19 protein-coding genes are annotated in these 17,974 nt (G+C 68.5%); 10 read left to right on the plus strand and 9 right to left on the minus strand.

Features of this window, described 5'->3' with window-relative positions; translation table 11 throughout:
• Nucleotides 1–39 precede the first annotated feature (39 nt).
• Together AC1DNG_RS02840 and pepN are read left to right on the plus strand one after the other, a co-directional pair.
• Nucleotides 40–1,065 carry a YeiH family protein gene (locus tag AC1DNG_RS02840; RefSeq protein WP_476886562.1) on the plus strand — a complete coding sequence of 342 codons (1,026 nt, stop codon included), beginning with the start codon at nt 40–42 and terminating at the stop codon, nt 1,063–1,065.
• A 34-nt stretch (nt 1,066–1,099) separates the two neighbouring features.
• Complete coding sequence (gene pepN, locus AC1DNG_RS02845; protein WP_476886563.1) at nt 1,100–3,751, plus strand: aminopeptidase N; 2,652 nt, start codon at nt 1,100–1,102, stop codon at nt 3,749–3,751.
• A 142-nt stretch (nt 3,752–3,893) separates the two neighbouring features.
• On the opposite strand, the gene AC1DNG_RS02850 is transcribed toward pepN, so the two are convergent.
• The 5 genes from AC1DNG_RS02850 to AC1DNG_RS02870 form a co-directional block, all read right to left on the minus strand.
• Nucleotides 3,894–5,000 carry a lipoate--protein ligase family protein gene (locus tag AC1DNG_RS02850; protein WP_476886564.1) on the minus strand — a complete coding sequence of 369 codons (1,107 nt, stop codon included), beginning with the start codon at nt 4,998–5,000 and terminating at the stop codon, nt 3,894–3,896.
• Nucleotides 5,001–5,132: 132 nt separating this feature from the next.
• Nucleotides 5,133–5,390 (minus strand): type B 50S ribosomal protein L31, encoded by a 258-nt coding sequence (locus AC1DNG_RS02855; protein ID WP_018772953.1) that lies wholly within the window; start codon nt 5,388–5,390, stop codon nt 5,133–5,135.
• A gap of 169 nt (nt 5,391–5,559) precedes the next feature.
• Nucleotides 5,560–6,369 carry a TrmH family RNA methyltransferase gene (locus AC1DNG_RS02860; RefSeq protein ID WP_476886565.1) on the minus strand — a complete coding sequence of 270 codons (810 nt, stop codon included), beginning with the start codon at nt 6,367–6,369 and terminating at the stop codon, nt 5,560–5,562.
• 33 nt (nt 6,370–6,402) lie between these two features.
• Nucleotides 6,403–7,188 (minus strand): sulfite exporter TauE/SafE family protein, encoded by a 786-nt coding sequence (locus AC1DNG_RS02865; protein WP_476849642.1) that lies wholly within the window; start codon nt 7,186–7,188, stop codon nt 6,403–6,405.
• Between the two features lie 18 nt (nt 7,189–7,206).
• Nucleotides 7,207–7,992: an ABC transporter ATP-binding protein gene (locus tag AC1DNG_RS02870; RefSeq protein WP_476849641.1), complete on the minus strand. Its 786-nt coding sequence runs from the start codon at nt 7,990–7,992 to the stop codon at nt 7,207–7,209.
• 132 nt (nt 7,993–8,124) lie between these two features.
• Between AC1DNG_RS02870 and serB the strand changes: the two genes are divergently transcribed.
• The gene (serB, locus tag AC1DNG_RS02875) at nt 8,125–9,057 is read left to right on the plus strand and encodes a phosphoserine phosphatase SerB (protein WP_476855908.1); all 933 of its coding nucleotides are present in this window, start codon (nt 8,125–8,127) and stop codon (nt 9,055–9,057) included.
• 98 nt (nt 9,058–9,155) lie between these two features.
• Here the strand turns inward: serB and AC1DNG_RS02880 are convergent, their stop codons facing one another.
• From AC1DNG_RS02880 to AC1DNG_RS02890, 3 genes are all read right to left on the minus strand, one after another.
• The gene (locus AC1DNG_RS02880) at nt 9,156–9,932 is read right to left on the minus strand and encodes an SDR family oxidoreductase (RefSeq protein ID WP_476886566.1); all 777 of its coding nucleotides are present in this window, start codon (nt 9,930–9,932) and stop codon (nt 9,156–9,158) included.
• A 148-nt stretch (nt 9,933–10,080) separates the two neighbouring features.
• Entirely contained in the window at nt 10,081–10,500 is a 420-nt protein-coding gene (locus AC1DNG_RS02885; RefSeq protein ID WP_028275538.1) for an Hsp20/alpha crystallin family protein, read from the minus strand.
• 289 nt (nt 10,501–10,789) lie between these two features.
• Nucleotides 10,790–11,515: a beta-ketoacyl-ACP reductase gene (locus AC1DNG_RS02890; RefSeq protein ID WP_230008961.1), complete on the minus strand. Its 726-nt coding sequence runs from the start codon at nt 11,513–11,515 to the stop codon at nt 10,790–10,792.
• 150 nt (nt 11,516–11,665) lie between these two features.
• Here AC1DNG_RS02890 and AC1DNG_RS02895 point away from each other — a divergent pair, with 150 nt between their 5' ends.
• The 4 genes from AC1DNG_RS02895 to AC1DNG_RS02910 are packed head-to-tail and all read left to right on the plus strand — an operon-like array spanning nt 11,666 to nt 13,782.
• Complete coding sequence (locus AC1DNG_RS02895) at nt 11,666–12,130, plus strand: DUF3099 domain-containing protein (RefSeq protein ID WP_028275536.1); 465 nt, start codon at nt 11,666–11,668, stop codon at nt 12,128–12,130.
• Entirely contained in the window at nt 12,127–12,420 is a 294-nt protein-coding gene (locus AC1DNG_RS02900; protein WP_476849638.1) for a hypothetical protein, read from the plus strand. The genes AC1DNG_RS02895 and AC1DNG_RS02900 overlap by 4 nt, the downstream gene beginning before the upstream one ends.
• Nucleotides 12,421–13,299 (plus strand): SURF1 family cytochrome oxidase biogenesis protein, encoded by an 879-nt coding sequence (locus AC1DNG_RS02905; protein ID WP_476849637.1) that lies wholly within the window; start codon nt 12,421–12,423, stop codon nt 13,297–13,299. It abuts the gene before it with no gap.
• Nucleotides 13,300–13,302: 3 nt separating this feature from the next.
• Nucleotides 13,303–13,782: a YbaK/EbsC family protein gene (locus AC1DNG_RS02910; RefSeq protein WP_476855913.1), complete on the plus strand. Its 480-nt coding sequence runs from the start codon at nt 13,303–13,305 to the stop codon at nt 13,780–13,782.
• 70 nt (nt 13,783–13,852) lie between these two features.
• Here the strand turns inward: AC1DNG_RS02910 and AC1DNG_RS02915 are convergent, their stop codons facing one another.
• Nucleotides 13,853–15,451, minus strand: coding sequence for an ABC-F family ATP-binding cassette domain-containing protein (locus tag AC1DNG_RS02915; protein ID WP_476855914.1), 1,599 nt, complete (start codon nt 15,449–15,451; stop codon nt 13,853–13,855).
• Nucleotides 15,452–15,778: 327 nt separating this feature from the next.
• Here AC1DNG_RS02915 and AC1DNG_RS02920 point away from each other — a divergent pair, with 327 nt between their 5' ends.
• From AC1DNG_RS02920 to AC1DNG_RS02930, 3 genes are read left to right on the plus strand one after another with little or no spacing between them, the layout of a single operon-like run.
• Complete coding sequence (locus AC1DNG_RS02920) at nt 15,779–16,426, plus strand: biotin transporter BioY (RefSeq protein ID WP_476849634.1); 648 nt, start codon at nt 15,779–15,781, stop codon at nt 16,424–16,426.
• Nucleotides 16,423–17,229, plus strand: a complete 807-nt coding sequence (locus AC1DNG_RS02925) for an energy-coupling factor ABC transporter ATP-binding protein (RefSeq protein ID WP_476858593.1) — start codon at nt 16,423–16,425, stop codon at nt 17,227–17,229. The genes AC1DNG_RS02920 and AC1DNG_RS02925 overlap by 4 nt, the downstream gene beginning before the upstream one ends.
• Nucleotides 17,226–17,858 carry an energy-coupling factor transporter transmembrane component T family protein gene (locus AC1DNG_RS02930; protein WP_476849632.1) on the plus strand — a complete coding sequence of 211 codons (633 nt, stop codon included), beginning with the start codon at nt 17,226–17,228 and terminating at the stop codon, nt 17,856–17,858. Before AC1DNG_RS02925 ends, AC1DNG_RS02930 begins: the two co-directional genes overlap by 4 nt.
• Nucleotides 17,859–17,974 lie beyond the last annotated feature (116 nt).

Consider the following 17,974-nt stretch of genomic DNA (forward strand, 5'->3'; position numbering starts at 1 on the left):
GGTTACGGCTTTTAGGGCCGGGTACGGCAATGTAGGGGCGTGCCCCCCAAGAGATCCGCCACCGCCTCAGCCCTGAGAGACGCCGCGCCAGGCCTGGCCGGCGCCGCGGCGGCCGTCGCCGTCGCCGTCGCCGCCCACCTGCTCCTTCCCGCGCTGCCGGCGATGACAATGGCCGTGCTCCTCGGGCTGCTGGCGGCCAACCTGCCGGGCGTGTCTGGCTGGACCGCCGGGCCGGCGCGGCCCGGGCTGGACTTCGCCAGCAAGCACCTCATGCGGGCCGGGATCGTGCTGCTGGGCCTGAAAGTCAGCCTCGGCGACGTGCTGGGCCTGGGCTGGGCTGCGCTCCTGCTTGTGACCGCCGTCGTGCTGGCCGCTTTCGCCGGGACGTACGGCATCAGCAGACTCTTCCGGCTGCCGCCCCGCGTGGCGCTGCTGGTGGCCACGGGATTCGCCATCTGCGGGGCGTCCGCGATCGGGGCGATGGCCGCCGTGCGCCGAATCCGGCAGGAGGAAACCGTGCTGCCGGTGGCGCTCGTGACCCTGTGCGGCACGCTGGCGATCGGTGTGCTGCCGCTGCTCGCGCGGCTGCTGGGCCTGGGTCCGGAGATCTTCGGGGCGTGGACCGGCGCCTCCGTCCACGACGTCGGGCAGGTGGTCGCCACCGCCCAGACCGCCGGCACCGCGGCGCTGGCCGTCGCCGTCGTCGTTAAACTCACCCGGGTGATCCTGCTGGCACCGATGGTCGCCGCCGCGGGCTTCCATCACCGGCTGGGCACCGCAGCCGACGGCGCCAAGCGCCCCCCGGTGGTCCCGCTGTTCGTCATCGGATTCGTGGCCCTGGCGGGCCTGCGCACCACCGGATGGCTCTCCCCCGCGGCCCTGGACGCGGCCGCCGCCGTCCAGGACGTGCTGCTCGGCATGGCGCTGTTCGGGCTGGGCTCCGCCGTCCGGGTGGGCCAGCTGCTGCACACCGGCGCACGCGCGCTGCTGGCCGCGCTGGCGTCCTGGCTGCTGATCGCCCTGCTGGGCCTGGCGGCCGCCTTCCTGATGTTCCCGCCGGCGTGACCGGGCACACACGCTCCCGTGATTAGATAGCGGGGTGTCAAACCAGAATCTGAGCCGCGACGAGGCCGCGGACCGCGCCGCCCTCATCACCACTCACAGCTACGATGTCTCCCTCGACGTCCGGCAGGCGGCCGACCCGAACGTCGCCGGCTACACGAGCCGCAGCATCATCTCCTTCTCGGCCAGCGAACCCGGCGCGACGACCTTCGTGGATTTCATCGCCGGCAGCGTGCACAGCGTCTTCCTCAACGGCAAGGGACTCGCCGTCGCCGACGTCGTGGACGGTTCCCGGATCCGGCTCGAAAACCTGCAGCCGGAGAACCAGGTCACCATCACGGGAACCGCCCTGTACAGCACCTCCGGTGAAGGCATGCACCGCTTCGTCGATCCCGCCGACGGCCAGTGCTACCTCTACACGCAGTATGAACCCGCCGACGCCCGCCGGGTGTTCGCGAACTTCGAACAGCCCGACCTGAAGGCCGAGTTCACCTTCCACGTCATGGCCCCCTCCGACTGGCAGGTGTCCTCCAACGGCGCCGAGGTGCTGCGCACCCAACTGACGAGTGATCCCGCCACGAGCCGCTGGGACTTCGCGCCCACCAAGGCGATGTCCACCTACATCACCACCGTCCTCGCCGGACCGTACTTCAAGGCCGAGGACGCCTGGCGCGGCACGCTCGCCGACGGCACCGTTCTGGACGTACCGCTGGCGCTCTACTGCCGAGCCTCCATGGCCGCGTCCTTCGACACCGACGCCCTGTTCCGCCTCACCAGGAACGGGCTGTCCTTCTTCAACGAACTCTTTGATTTCCCTTACCCGTGGGGCAAATACGAGCAGGCGTTCGTCCCCGAGTACAACCTCGGCGCCATGGAAAACCCGGGCCTGGTGACCTTCACCGAAAGCTACGTCTTCACCTCCCGGGCCGCCGATTCGCAGTACCAGGCCCGCGCCAACACGCTCCTCCACGAGATGGCGCACATGTGGTTCGGGGACATCGTCACCATGAAGTGGTGGGATGATTTGTGGCTCAAGGAATCCTTCGCTGATTACATGGGCACCCTCGGTGTGGACCGGACCACGGACTGGGACACGGCCTGGGTGAACTTCGCCAACAACCGCAAGGCGTGGGCCTACGTCCAGGACCAGCTGCCCACCACCCACCCGATCGTCGCCGACATCCCGGACCTGGAAGCCGCGAAGCAGAACTTCGACGGCATCACCTACGCCAAGGGCGCATCGGTGCTCAAGCAGCTGGTGGCCTACGTCGGGTTCGAGGCCTTCATCGCCGGGTCCCGCCAGTACTTCCGGGACCACGCCTACGGCAACACCACCCTCGCCGAACTGTTGGCCGCCCTCAGCGCCGCGTCCGGCCGCGACCTCAGCGAATGGGCCCGCCAATGGCTCCAGACCTCCGGCATCTCCACCCTGTCCAGCGAGATCACCGAATCCACCGAATCCACCGAAGACAGCAGCGCGCTCAGCTCCGTCGCCGTCCTGCAGGACGCCGTGGATCCCACCACCGGCCGGCAGGAGCCCCGCCCGCACCGGCTGCGGATCGGCCTCTACGATTTCGACGACGCCGGCGCCTTGGTCCGCACTGACAGCGTCGAGACCGATGTCCGCGGCGCCCGGACCGATGTGACCGCGCTGGCCGGCAAACCGCGCCCTGCGCTGCTGCTGGTCAATGACGAGGACCTCAGCTACGCCAAGGTCCGGCTGGACCCGCATTCCGAGGCGACTGTCCGCGGCTCCCTGGACAAGCTGGACGACCCCATGGCGCGGGCGCTGTGCTGGACGGCGCTGTGGGACTCGGCCCGGGATGCCGTCACACCGGCCGCACTCTACGTCGACGCCGTCGAGCGCTTCGGGCCCGCCGAGCCGGGCATCGGCGTCCTCCTCAATGTCCTGGGCAATGCCTCGACGGCAGTGGAACGCTACGTGCCCCGGGGCCAGCGCGATGCCGTGCGCCACGGCTTCCTCACCACGGCCGCCGAACAGCTGCACGCGGCAGCGCCGGGTTCCGACCAGCAATTGGCCTGGGCCCGGACCCTTGCCGCAACCAGCCGCTACGACGCCGGCCGGCTGGATCTGCTCAGGGGCATCCTGGACGGCAGCACGGTGATCGAAGGCCTCGCCGTGGACGCCGAACTGCGCTGGAACCTCTGGCATGCGCTGGCAGCCAACGGCCAGGCCCCGCAGGAGCAGCTCGACCAGGAGCTCGCCCGGGACAACACGGCGGCAGGCAAGTCCGGGCACGCCACGGCCCTCGCCGCGCGCCCCGAGGCATCCGTCAAGGCGGCCGCCTGGGAGGCCGCCGTCCACGGCACCGGCCTGTCCAACCAGCTCCTCGGCGCCACGATTGCCGGGTTCAACACCGGCGCGGCCTCCCTGCTGGCCGGGTTCATCGACCCGTACTTCGAATCCCTCGAGGACGTCTGGGCGGACCGGAGCATCGAGATCGCCAGCCGGATTATCCGCGGCTTCTACCCCGCGGCACAGGACCTGGACGGCGGAACGCCCGAAACCCACGCCGTGATTGTCCGCACCGACCAGTGGCTGGCCGCCCACCCTGATGCGCCGCGTGCCCTGCGCCGGATCATCATCGAACAGCGCAGCCAGCTGCACCGTTCCCTCAGGGCGCAGGAACTGACGGCACCGGCCCAGGCACCATCGACTGCTCCGTAACGGCCCTTTTGACGGCTGAAAACGGCAGCTGGGCCCACGCCGGCAGGGATCCCTGGCCGAGCTTGCGAGGCGAGGGTGCCGGTGGGGAGCAGCCGATGGGGATGAAGGCTGTTAGGGAGCGGGCTTCTTAAAGAACAGGCTTCTACGGGACCCGGTGCAGCCACTCCGTGGTGCCGAACTTGGTCTCCACGCGGCGGCGGGCGGCCTCCAGCTCGGCGTCGGTGAGGACGGACAGTGTCGCGCCGTAGCGTTCGGCGAAGACGTCCATCATCGCTGCAACGATTTCGGCGCGGGCCAGGCCGGTCTGGCGGCGGAGCGGATCCACGCGCTTCTTGGCGCTCCTGGTGCCCTTGTCGGACAGTTTCTCCTTGCCGATCCGCAGGACCTCCACCATCTTCCCGGCGTCGATGTCGTAGCTCATGGTGACGTGGTGGAGCATCCCTCCGTTGGCGAGCCGCTTCTGCGCCGCCCCGCCGATCTTGCCGTGCTCCGTGGCGATGTCGTTGAGCGGCACGTAGAAGGCGCTGATGCCGACCTTTTCCAGGGCCGCCATCACCCAAGCGTCGAGGAAACGGTACGAGTCCGCGAAGCTGATGCCGTCCACGAGGGTCTGCGGCAGGTACAGCGAGTAGGTGATGCAGTTCCCGGCCTCCATGAACATCGCTCCCCCGCCGCTGATCCGCCGGACCACGCTGATGCCGTGCCGGGCCACGCCCTCGGGATGGAGTTCGTTGCGGACGGACTGGAAGCTGCCGATCACCACGGAGGGCTCCTCCCAGTCCCAGAACCGCAGGGTGGGATTGCGCCGCCCGGCGCCGACTTCCTCGGTGAGGACCTCATCCAGGGCGACGTTGACGTGGGTGGGGAGGACGGACGGGGCGATGATGTTCCAGTGGTGGTCCGACCAGCCGGTGGCCTTCGCCAGGGCGCGGCGGACGGTGACGGCGACGGCGTCGGCGGAAAAACCGAACAGCACGGTGCCTTCGGGCAGCGCCGCCGTCACGGCGTCCGCGATGTCCGCGGCACTGGTGTCGACGGGCAGCCCGGTGAGCGCCCGGTTGATCTCCGGCAGCGCCTCGTCTGGTTCGAGGAAGAAGTCCCCGCTCAGCGAGACGTGGGCCAGGACGCCGTCGACGACGTCGAAGTCGGCGACCACGAGCTTGCCGCCCGGGACCTTGTACTCGCCGTGGTGACGGCCGCCGCCGTCGTCGTCGGGGCGGGGGGCGGTGGCCGCGGGATGGGATGTCATGACCTCCATCCTGCCGCATGCGTCAGGGAACCCGGGAACCCGGGTCACCCGTTTAGCCGGAACGGCAGCAGAGACGCAGAAAGCCCGCACCGTTGCCGGTGCGGGCTTTCCATAAGACCTTGGGGAAGAAAGTTACTTCTTGCCGCCGAAGCCCTTGAAGCGAGCGTTGAAGCGCTCGACGCGGCCTGCGGAGTCCATGATGCGCTGCTTGCCCGTGTAGAACGGGTGGGACTCGGAGGAGATTTCGACGTCGATGACCGGGTAGGTGTTGCCGTCTTCCCACTCGATGGTCTTCGAAGAAGACACGGTGGACTTGGTCAGGAACTTGACGCCGGAAGCCAGGTCGTTGAAAACAACAGCTTCGTACTTCGGGTGAGTATTAGACTTCATAATTGGACCTTTGTTCGCACAACTGGATTTTGCCAGTTGCCAGGTATGAATGGGATGGCCGGCGGAAAGCACCGGACGGCCAGCTATCTATGATAGCCGATCCCCGGACCGCTGACGAACACCATTGGCGCACGTCAGCGCGGCGCGGCCGCCGCACGATGCAGGGGCCTCAGTCCTTCGGGCGGAGCTCCCAGAACGCCACCGCCGACGCCGCGGCGACGTTGAGCGAATCGACGCCCGGGCGCATCGGGATTTTCACTGCGAGGTCGACGGCGGCCAGGGTTCCTTCGCTCATGCCCGCTCCTTCCGTGCCCAGCACCAGGGCCAGCCGCTCCGGGCGGCGCGCCGCGAGCACGTCGAGGTCCACCGCGTCATCCGTGAGTTCCATGGCCGCCACGGTGAAGCCTTGCTCCTGCAGCGCGGCCAGGCCTTCCGCCCAGTCCTCCAGCCGGGCCCACGGAACCTGGAACACGGTGCCCATGCTGACCCGCACGCTGCGGCGGTAGAGCGGATCCCCGCAGCGCGGCGAGACCAGGACGGCATCCACGCCCAAGGCCGCGGCCGAGCGGAAAATGGCCCCGACGTTCGTGTGGTCCACGATGTCCTCCAGCACCGCAACCCGGCGGGCCCCGGCGAGCAGGTCCGCCAGCGGCACCGGGGCGGGCCGGTGCATGGCGGCCATGGCGCCGCGGTGCAGATGGAAACCGGTGATTTGCTCCAGCAGAGCCGCGGGGCCGATGTAGGCCGGGACGTCCGGGTACTGCTCAAAGACGTCGGCGAGGTCCCCGGCCCACTTCTCGGCCAGGAAAAAGGACCGCGGCCGGTGCCCTGCGGCCAGGGCCCGGCGCAGGACGCGGGAGGACTCGGCGATGTACAGGCCCTCGGCGGGTTCCCGGATTTTGCGCAGGTGCACGTCCGTGAGCTGCGTGTAGTCCGCAACCCGCGGGTCGTCGGCGGATTCAAGAAAGTGAAAGGTCACGGGCAGGTCATTCCTGGGAGGCTGTTGGAAGGGCTATTTGAACAGGTTGGCGGTCATGAACCCCAGCGCCACCAGGCCCAGGGTGAAGATGACCCCGCGCAGGACCGCCGGGGAGAGCCGGCGCCCCACCCTGGAGCCAATCACGCCGCCGATCAGGGAGCTCACGGCGATCAGCCCGACCACACCCCAGTCGATCCGGTCGAAGGCGAACAGGAGGTAGGAGGCTGCGGCCACCACGTTCACGCCCAGGACCAGGAAGTTCTTCATCGCGTTGGCGTTCTGGATGGTCCCGGTCATGAACACGCCCAGGATGCCGACCAGCAGAATGCCCTGGGCCGCGACGAAGTAGCCGCCGTAGACGCCGGCGAGGTACACCAGCACCACGAGCAGGACACCGTGGCGGCGGTCCCGGATCGCGTGCTCGGGGTTCTCCTCGCGGTTCCTCACCCACCGCTGCAGCCGCGGCTGGAAGACCACCATCAGCAGCGCCAGCACGATCAGGACGGGGGCGGCGTAGTAGAAGACTTTCTCGGGCAGGTGCAACAGCAGATAAGCGCCGGTGACGGCACCCAGCAGGGAGGCCGGCAGGAGCCGGAGCAGCTGCTTGCCGCGGCCCTCGAGTTCTTTCCGGTAGCCCCAGGCGCCGGTGGCGTTGCCGGCCACGAGCCCCATGGCGTTGCTGATGGAGGCCGTGACGGGGGCGTAGCCCAGGGCGATCAGCACCGGGAACGTGACCAGGGTGCCGGATCCGACGACGCTGTTGATGGTGCCCGCCCACAGCCCGGCGAAGAATATGAGGGCGCTATTGAGGAGCTCCACGCGCGGTCAGCGGCCCCGTCAGCGGCTGGCGGTCGCGGTGTACCGGCCCGCGTTGACGCTGACGTCCAGCGGCAGGCCGAACGTTTCGCTCAGGTTTTCCGCCGTGAGGACCTCCTGCAGCGGGCCGGAAGCCACGACGCCGCCGTCGCGCATGAGCATCGCGTGCGTGAAGCCCGGCGGCACTTCTTCGAGGTGGTGGGTGACCAGGACGATCGCCGGGGCGGCGTCGTCGCGGGCGAGTTCGCTCAGGCGCTGGACCAGGTCCTCGCGGCCGCCGAGGTCGAGCCCCGCGGCCGGCTCGTCCAGGAGCAGGAGCTCGGGATCGGTCATGAGGGCGCGGGCAATCTGGACGCGCTTGCGCTCCCCCTCGGAAAGCGAGGCGAAGGGGCGGTTGAGCAGCGGGCCCATCCCCCACTCGTTCAGCAGCCCGAAGGCGCGCCGCTCGTCGTCCTTCTCGTAGCCCTCGCGCCAGCGGCCGGTCACGCCGTACGCGGCGGTGACCACCACGTTGAGGACCTTCTCGTGCTCGGGGATCTGGCTGGCCAGCGCAGCGGAGGACAGCCCGATCCGGGGGCGGAGCTCGAAGACGTCGACGGCGCCGAGGACTTCCTCGAGGATGCCCGCCATTCCGGAGGTCGGGTGGATGCGGGCCGCGGCCAGCTGGAGGAGCGTGGTCTTGCCGGCGCCGTTGGGGCCCAGGATCACCCAGCGTTCGCCCTCTTTGACCTGCCAGTCGACCTTGTCCAGGAGCGTCTTCGCCCCACGTACAACACTGACCCCGGCCATTTCAAGAACATCACTCATAGGAGTAGACACTAGGACAAAAAAGCGGGTGACTGATAACCGGCGCCGCGCCCTGCCGTGGAGCGTCACGCGGCGCCTGCCCGGGCGCAACGAATTCGGGCCGCCCGCCGCCCGCTCGCTAGGATTGAGGCCATGAGTTCGAACGTGACCGCAGTGAGCTACGGCCTGAAACTGTCCCTTCCCGACATCCAGCGGCTGCGTTCGCTCCTGACGGCCGCCGGGCTGGGCGTCGGGGCGGAAACCCGGACCGGCGACGCCCGCTTCGAGGTATACGCCGTCGACTGCGCACTGGACGCCTCGGGGGCAGGCTCGCCCGACGCCGCCACAGCCGCCGCGGTTGCGGAAGCCCGCCTGGACGGTGCGCGGCGTGCGCTGGCGGCCGCCGGCATCGAGGGCGTCGACACGGCGCTGGTTCCGGCAGCACTGCGCAGCGCACCCCGGAAGTTCCTCATCATGGACGTGGACTCCACGCTCATCCAGCAGGAAGTGATCGAGCTGCTGGCCGCCTACGCCGGCAAGCGCGAGGAAGTGACGGCGGTGACCGAGGCGGCCATGCGCGGCGAGCTGGACTTCGCCCAGAGCCTGCACGCCCGGGTGGCGGTCCTCGCGGGGCTGCCCGCGGACGTCGTCGAGTCGGTCCGCGCCGAGGTCAGGCTGACCGAGGGCGCCGCCGAGCTGGTGGCGGCGTTCCAGGCTGCCGGCCATGCCGTGGCCGTCGTGTCCGGCGGCTTCAACCAGATCCTCCGGCCGATCGCCGAAGACCTGGGGCTGCACTACTGGATCGCGAACGAACTCGAAATCGTCGACGGCGCCTTGACCGGCAAGGTGCTCGGCGACGTGATCGACCGGGCGGCCAAGGAGAAGTACCTGCGCGAATGGGCTGCGGCCGAGGGCATCCCGATGGAACACACGATCGCCGTGGGCGACGGCGCGAACGACCTCGACATGCTGGGCGCCGCCGGGATCGGCATCGCCTTCAACGCGAAGCCGGCCGTCCGCGCTGCCGCGGACGCCGCCGTCAACCTTCCCTATCTTGACGCCGTCCGGTATATCGCCGGAGTCTGATGCATTAACCGGGAAGGCACGTCCCGGCAATGTTTAGTCAAACATTGCCGGGACGTGCCTTCCCTACGCGCCATTCCAGCGCGCGTGGCGGCCTGCGCCTAGCTGGAGCTCTTATCCGCTGCCTGGTCCGCGGTCTTACCGAAATAATCCGCACCGCCAACGTATTCCGTGTGGCCGGTTTCGACGTCGGCCGAGGCCATCTTGGCGACCTCCGCTGCAAACTCCTTGACCGAGTACAGCTTGCCGGCTTCTGCGCGGCGGGCCTCGATGGCGCCGGGGTTGGACCGGTCAAGCAGGGTGGCCGTGACGGTGCCCTCGATCATGTCGCCGGAGACGACCACGAGCGTGATCCCCTTCTCGGCCAGGTTCGGGACCAGTGCCCGGAGTGCATCCTCGCCGGCGCGCTTGCTGCGGGCCACGGGCTCGTACTCGGGCATGGTGGGCACCGTGTCGATGAAGTGGGCCTGGTGGCTGGTCACGAAGACCACGCGCGAGCCGTGGGGCATGAGCGCGACGGCGGCGTTGAGCATGTTCACCTGGGCGTCGCGGTTCAGCTTCAGCGCGTAGCCCTCTTCCATGCCGGTCTCCATGCCGCCGGAGGCGTTGAGGACCAGGAGGTCGAGCGAGCCGAAGTTCTCCATCGCGGCGCTGGCGAGGGCCTGGACGCCTTCCTGGGTGGTGAGGTCCGCCCCGACGGCCGCGGCACGGCCGCCGTCGGCTTCGATCTCGGCGACGACCTTGTTGGCGCGCGGCGCCTTCTGGCGGTAGTTGACGACGACGGCCGCACCCTCGGCGGCGAGGATTTTGGCCACTTCGGCGCCGATTCCGCGCGACGAACCGGTCACGAGCGCAGTCTTGTTCTCCAGCAGTCCCATACGAGCTCCTTTGTTCCAAACGTCCAAATACTGTGGGTCTGCAATCCATCATGCCAGCGGACCGCGCCATTACAGTTGTTCAGCATCCACAAAGAAGCCCCGGCGGCGTAGTTCCGTCGTCACGTGGCTTGAACATGCCGGGGGTGGGTCAGCCGCGGTCGATCCGGATCTTCGTCGTCGCTTCACCGGTCACAACCTTGGGCGCCGGTGCGCGGACTTCCAGGACGCCGTCCTTGTACGTGGCGGTGATGTCTTCTTCCCTCACCCCTGCGGGCAGCGCGATGCTCCGGGCGGCCCGGCCGTAGCGGAACTCCGAGCGGTAACCGTCCTTGCTCTTGTGCTCGGACGACTCCCGCCGCTCCACCGCAATATTTAGCACGCCCTCGCCGACCGAGACGTCGACGTCCCGGTCCGGGTCGATCCCCGGCGCTTCCGCCCGCACCACCAGGGTGGTGCCCTCCTGGAACTGTTCGATCTTGATCCCTGGCGCTATGGACAGATCACCGTCAAGGAAGCGGCGGACCGGTTCCAGCATGTCCGAGGGCGTCCATTTGCTGAGATCACTCATGATTTCCTCCTGCGTCCACGCCCCTGCCGCGGCATGGTCAGGGGCTGTGAGCCCATTACACGCTCCAGGAGCCCCGGAGCCAAGGGCAAAAAGGCCCGGCGCGGAACCCGGCCCGGAACCCGGCCCGGAAAACTGTGCGTCTCCAGTGGCCCGGTCCGGGTTGCAATAGACAGCGGACTCAGAACAAGCGGACACAGAACAAGCGGACACAGCACAGCGGACGACGGCGGAATCCGCCGTCGTCCGCTGTGCTCAGCAGGAGTCCTGCGTCGTCCTGCTGTGTCAGGGGCTAGTGGCCCATTCCGAGGCCGCCGTCGACCGGAATGACCGCACCGGAAATGTAGGACGCCTCGTCGCTGGCGATCCAGCGCACGACGTTGGCGACCTCGGAGGCCTCGGCGAAGCGGCCGGCGGGAACCTTGGTCAGGTAGTCCTTCTGCGTGGCCTCGGGCAGCTCGGCCGTCATGTCGGTGTTGATGAAGCCGGGCGCGACGACATTCGCGGTGATCCCGCGTGCGCCGAGCTCGCGGGTGAGCGACCGGGCGATGCCCACCAGGCCTGCCTTGGAGGCGGAGTAGTTGATCTGGCCCGGCGCGCCGTAGAGGCCGGAGACGGAGGAAATCAGCACCACGCGGCCCTTGCGCGCCCGGATCATGCCCTTGGATGCGCGCTTGATCACCCGGAAGGCGCCCGTGAGGTTCGTGTCGATCACCGAGGTGAAGTCGTCTTCGCTCATCCGCATCAGGAGCGTGTCCTTGGTGATGCCGGCATTGGCCACAAGGACTTCCACCGGGCCGTGGGCGGCTTCGACTTCCGCGAACGCGGCGTCCACCGACGCTTCGTCCGTGACGTCCGCTTTGACGCCGAGGATGCCCTCGGGCAGCGACGATTCGCTGCGGAAGGTCACGGCCACCTTGTCGCCGTTGGCCAGGAAGGACTCGGCGATGGCCAGGCCGATCCCGCGGTTTCCGCCGGTGATCAGAACGCTGCGGCCAGTGGTGGATGTGTCAGTCATATGGGGCTCCGGGATTCTGCGGCAGGGAGGGCCGCGCTGGGGGCTGGAATTTTCCTGCCTCCGATCTTAGCGCCCGGTGCGCTTCCGTTTGGGCGGCTCCGCCGATGGTGAGAGAATCGAAGTAAGCCTTGGGAGCGTGATCTGACAGCCGTGACACTCAAAAACCGACCCGGTGCTCATGTGCCCGGGAGGCCGGACTCCGAGTCCGGCGGTACCGAGGTGCACAGCATCACCGACGCCGCTGCTGCGCACTCGGACGAGATGCACCAGCGGATGGTGAAGTATGCCATCGCCATGGGCATCCGCATGGTCTGCCTGATCCTGATTTTTGTCGTGGATGGCTGGTTCAAGCTCCTGCCGATTGCCGGCGCTGTCTTCCTGCCCTGGGTGGCGGTGGTGATCGCCAACGGCAGCGACAAGGCGGAAATCCACAGTGACTCGCTCCTGGACTATGCTCCGCTCGCAGAGCTGGACGCACCGGACACCGCGGGCCCCGCCGGGCAGGATCCAAACGGGCAGGATCTGAGCGACGGCGCAGATGGTTCAGGGACGCTGCTGCAGGGTGAGCTGATCGAAGATGAGAACGACGACGACCACGGACGGGCAGCTTCATGAATCTCTTTGACCTGGCCGGGACCGGTGGTGACAAGGCCGCGGCCCCGGGCACCGTCTGCTCGCGGAAAGCCTGCCGCGCGGCGGCGGAATGGCAGCTGCTGTGGAACAATCCCAAGATCCACACCCCGGAGCGGCGCAAGATCTGGCTGGCGTGCGGGGAGCACCGCGCGTGGCTTGAGGACTACCTCCAGACGCGCGGACTGTGGAAAGAGACTGTGGTCCTCGGCGCAGAGAACGTCCCCCTCCCGCCAGTGACCGCCCCTCTCGACCCGTCAGGCAGGATCGGCTGAATGTACCGCTTTCTCTTCTCCAGTAAATGGCTGGGGTACTTGTTGCTGGCCGCGATTTTCGCTGCCGGCTGCGTTGGGCTGGGCCGGTGGCAGATGGACCGCCGCGCCGAGACCCTGGCCGAAATCAACCGGGTTGTCTCCAACTACTCGGCCACCCCCGTGCCGTTCGCCGATGTCCGCGACCAGTTCAGCCGGCTGAATCCGGAGCGGGAGTGGACCCAGGTGGAACTGAAGGGCAGCTACGACGCCGCCGGCCAGCGCATTGTCCGCAACCGCCCGCTCAACGGCCAGCCCGGCTACGAGGTGGTGGTCCCCTTCAAGCTCCAGTCCGGCGAAACCGTGGTGATCGACCGTGGCTGGCTGCCCATCGGCAACAACACCCCGGGACGGCCCGACTCAGTGCCTGCCCCGCCGCAGGGGCCGGTGACGGTGGTTGCCCGCCTCAAGCCGGCCGAGCCCGAGCTGCAGCGCGGCGCCCCTGACGGACAGCTGGCCTCGATCGACCTTTCCGCCTATTCCGGGCAGCTGGGCTATCCGCTGCTGACGGGCGCCTACGGACAGCTGGCCTCCGAGTCGCCGTCGGTGCAGGACATGCCGTTCCCGTTCCCTAAACCGACCACTGATGAGGGCACCCACCTGTCCTACTCCCTGCAGTGGTTCGCGTTCGGCGTGCTGATGTTCGTCGGGTTCGGCTACGCGGCCAGGCAGCAGGCCCGCAACGCCGCGATCGACGCGGAGGACGCCGAAGCCGAGGCCGCCGAGGGCGTGTTCCTGCACTCCAGCGGCCCGGTGGCCCGCCGTCGTCCTGCTCCGCGGAAGCGCAAGAACGCGACGGCGGAAGAAGAGGAAGACGCCATCCTCGACGCCCAGGGGTTCTGAGCGATGAGCCCTGACGCCTTTCCCGGCCCGGTGGCCAACGTCAAGCGGGCCCTCACCGCCCTGGGCGCCCAGGACACCGTGACGGTGTTCGACGCGAAGGTGCCGACGGCGGCAGCGGCCGCCGCGGCGCTGGGCTGCGATGTCGCGGCGATCACCAACAGCCTGGTGTTTGAGCTCGAGGGCACCCCGCTGCTCATCCTGGCCAGCGGCGCGGCCAAGGTGGACGTCCGCAAGGTCGCGGACCGGCTGGGCACGGGCAAGATCCGTCGTGCCTCCCCCGAGTTCGTCCTGGCCCACACCGGCCAGGAGGTCGGCGGCGTCGCCCCGGTAGGCCACCCGGAGAAGATCCGGACTCTGCTGGATGAGTCGTTGTCGGCCCACCGTGTGCTCTGGGCGGGCGCAGGGGATCACAACTCGATGTTCTCGATCAGCTACGCGGACCTGCACCGGATCACGGCCGCGGAAGAGATGCCGGTCCGCTGACCCTGCTGCCTCGCTGCTGGGGCCGTTTTCCGTGCCGGGAACGGCCCCCGCTTCGGGTCGGTTGGGTGACTTACGCCAGCGTGATGAGGTCCAGGTAGTCTTCGTTCCAGTGGTCCTCGATGCCGTCGGGAAGCAGGACGACACGCTCCGGGTTGAGCGCCTCGACGGCGCCCTCATCGTGGCTCACGAGGACGACGGCGCCGGTGTAGTTGCTCAGGGCCCCGAGGATTTCGGCGCGGCTGGCGGGGTCCAGGTTGTTGGTGGGTTCGTCGAGGAGCAGCACGTTCGCGCTCGAGGCCACGATGGTGGCCAGCGCCAGCCGGGTCTTCTCGCCGCCGGAGAGCACACCGGCGGGCTTGTCGACGTCGTCGCCGGAGAACAGGAATGAGCCCAGGATGTTGCGGACTTCCGCGTCGTTCATGTCCGGGGCGGAGGAGCGCATGTTCTGCAGGACAGTGCGGTCCACGTCGAGCGTCTCGTGCTCCTGCGCGTAGTAGCCCACCTTCAGGCCGTGGCCCGCAACGACTTCGCCGGTGTCCGGCTTGTCGACGCCGGCCAGCATCCGCAGCAGCGTGGTCTTGCCGGCGCCGTTGAGGCCCAGGATGACCACCTTGGACCCGCGGTCAATGGCAAGGTCGACGTCGGTGAAGATCTCCAGCGAGCCGTAGGACTTGCTGAGGCCGTCCGCGGTGAGCGGGGTCTTGCCGCAGGGTGACGGGTCCGGGAAGCGCAGTGCTGCCACGCGGTCGGTCGCGCGGACGGCTTCGAGGCCGCCGAGCAGGCGCTCGGCACGCTTGGCCATGTTCTGGGCGGCGACGGCCTTGGTGGCCTTGGCGCGCATTTTGTTGGCCTGGTCGATGAGGACCTGGGCCTTCTTTTCCGCATTGGCCCGCTCACGCTTGCGGGCGCGCTCGTCCGTTTCGCGCTGGTTGAGGTAGCGCTTCCAGTCCATGTTGTAGAAGTCGATCTGCGCGCGGTTGGGGTCGAGGAGGAAGACCTTGTTGACGGTCGCTTCAAGCAGTTCGGTGTCGTGGCTGATGACAATCAGCCCGCCCTGGTGGTTCTTGAGGAACTCACGGAGCCAGGAGATGGAATCGGCGTCGAGGTGGTTGGTGGGCTCATCGAGGAGCATGGTTTCGGCGTCCGAGTACAGGATGCGCGCAAGCTCGACGCGGCGCCGTTGTCCACCGGACAGGGTCTTGAGCGGCTGGTTCAGCAGCCGGTCCGGCAGGGCGAGGTTCGAACAGATCGCTGCCGCCTCGGCTTCGGCGGCATAGCCGCCGGCGGCCAGGAATTCGGATTCAAGCCGGTCATAGCGGTTCATCGCCTTGCGCTGGACCGTAGCGTCCTCGCTGGCCATCTCTTCGTGCGCCAGGCGGAGCTTGCCCACGGCAATGTCCAGGCCGCGGACGGACAGGATCCGGTCCCGCGCGAGCTGCTCCATGTCCGGGGTGCGCGGATCCTGCGGCAGGTAGCCGATTTCGCCGGTGCGGGTTACCTTACCGGCGGCGGGCAGGCCCTCGCCCGCGAGCACCCGGGTCAGCGTTGTCTTGCCTGCACCGTTACGGCCGACCAGACCGATCTTGTCTCCCTTGTCGATCCGGAAGCTCACCTGGTCCATGAGGAGGCGGGCGCCGGCGCGCAGTTCGAGATCCTGGACGGTAATCAATGCAGCTAAGGCCTTTCACAACAGGGAATGCCGCGGCACGACGGGTGGAGTCTGGGCGGGGCCGGGGCAGGGCGATGCGAGAGCACAGCCTCTGCAAGTCTACCGGCACCACCCCGGCTCCATGACATTGGAACGTATGGCACTAGGCAGCCGCCGTCGCGATGCTGGCCTGGCCGGCTGGCCGTGTTCATTGGCGGTGCCCTCCAGCAACCGGGCCGCGCGTTAGTGGGGCGCCTACAAAAAACCGTCCGCGCCGCGACCGTACAGTCGATATCACAATCCATATTTCCGCAGCAGCTCCCTGAGCAGCACCCCGACAGGAACATCATGACGCAAACCGACCGTCCCGCCGCAGCCAGGACCCCGCGCCGCCGGGTCCGCTGGAATGCCACCGACCTTGGCCTCATCGCCGTCTTCGCCGCCCTGGTGGCCGCTTCGGCACTGATCGCCGCCATTCCCGTAGGCGGCCTCGGCGTGCCCATCACGCTGCAGACCCTAGCCGTCATGCTCACGGGCCTGGCCCTGGGCCCTGGCCGGGCCTTCGCCGCCGTCGGCCTGTACCTGCTCCTGGGCTTCGCCGGCTTGCCGATCTTCAGTGGCGGCCGCAGCGGGCTGGGCGTCCTCGCCGGACCCTCCGCCGGCTACATCATCGGGTTCCTGCTGGCCGCCACGGCCGTCGGCTGGCTGACCGTCGTCGTGCTCAAGCGCACCGCCAACCGCAAAGGCAGACTGCGTGCCATCCTCTTGTTCGCCGCCGCCATGGTGAGCAGCATCGTCTTCATCCACGGCCTGGGCATCCTGGGCATGATGGTCAACGCCAAGCTGGACTTCTCCAAAGCCTTCCTGGCCGATCTCGTGTTCTACCCCGGCGACATCATCAAGAACGTCCTGGCCGTCAGCATCGCCTTGGCCCTGCACAAGGCCTTCCCGGACCTGCTGCTGCGCCGTGTCCGGACGGTTGACACCCGCCCGTGAGCATCATCGTCCTGGACCGGGTTTCGGTGCGGGTGCCGGTTGACGGCCGCCCCGCACCCAAGACGCTGCTCCAGGAGTTTTCGCTCGACCTGACGGAACGGCGGATCGGGGTTATCGGGGCCAACGGCTCGGGCAAGTCCACTCTCCTGCGGCTCCTGAACGGGCTCGTGGCACCGAGCGACGGCACCGTGAGGGTCGACGGCGCCGATACGGTCCGGGCCGTCCGGGAGGTCCGCCGCCGCGTGGGCTTTGTCTTCACCGATCCGCTCTCCCAGCTCGTCATGCCCACCGGACGCGAGGATGTGGAACTGTCCCTGCGCCGCTCCATCCGCAACGCCACCGAGCGCAGGGCCCACGCGGAGTCGGTCCTGGAACGCTTCGGCCTCCTGCCGCTGGCGGACCAAAGCATCTATGAGCTCTCCGGCGGCGAACGCCAGCTCCTGGCGCTGGCCGCGGTCCTGGCCGTTGATCCGGAGGTGCTGGTTCTGGACGAGCCGTCCACACTGCTGGATCTGCGGAACCGCGAACTCCTGCGGCGCACCCTCGCCGGGCTCCGCCAGCAGGTGATTCTGTCCACCCACGACCTTGAGCTGGCCCTGGACATGGACCGCGTCCTGGTGGTGGACGCCGGGAAGGTGGTGTTCGACGGCGAACCGGCAACCGCCGTCGCCCGTTACCGCGCCCTGTGCGCGGCGGGCCTGCCAGCGGCTGACGGCGTCCCAGCAGGCGGTGGGCTCGGCGGCGTAGCCGGCGGCCGGCTGGAGCGGGCCGTGCCCGACCAGGCCCGGCGGGAGCAGGCGTGAGCGGTCACGGCTTCCTGCTGGCGGCGTATGTGCCGGGCTCGTCCCTGGTCCACCGTGCGCCGCTGTGGCTGAAGTTCCTGCTGGTCGTTGGGTGCGGAATGACGTCGTTCCTGATCGCGGACTGGGCCGTGTCGGCCGTCATGCTGGTGCTGCTCTGCGGACTGTTCCTGCTCAGCGGGGCCGGCCCGGCCCGGCTGTTCCGCGCGGTGCGTCCGGTTCTTCCGGTACTCGTGGCGATCGGGCTTTTTCAATGGTGGCAGCTGGGCGCACCGACCGCCGCCCGGATCGTCCTGAACGTCCTGGTCTGCGTCGTCGCGGCGTCTATCCTGACCGCCACCACTCCTGTGCAGGCACTCCTCGACGGCGTGGCGTCGCTTGCCCGGCCGTTCCGGCGCTTCGGTGCGGACCCGGAACGCTTCGCCCTGACCATCGCCATCATGCTCCGCAGCATCCCGTTCGTTGCCGGGGCCTACACGGACGTGCGCGACTCGGCCCGGGCGCGCGGACTCGAACGCAACCCGCGGGCCCTTGTGTTGCCCGTCTTCATCAGCACGGTGGCCTTCGCCCGGCAGACCGGCGAGGCCCTCGCCGCCCGTGGGCTGGGTGAGCCGGAGGACCCGGAAGACTAGGCCCGGATGGCCGGGCCGCGGTTCCGCTGTGCAGGTGGTTGGTGGACATGCCCTCCCCTGGCCGCGAAGAATGGGCATGTCCCCCCCGGTGCCCAGGCGAAGAATGGGCATGCCCT

The organism is Arthrobacter sp. 01T425 (assembly GCF_056398725.1).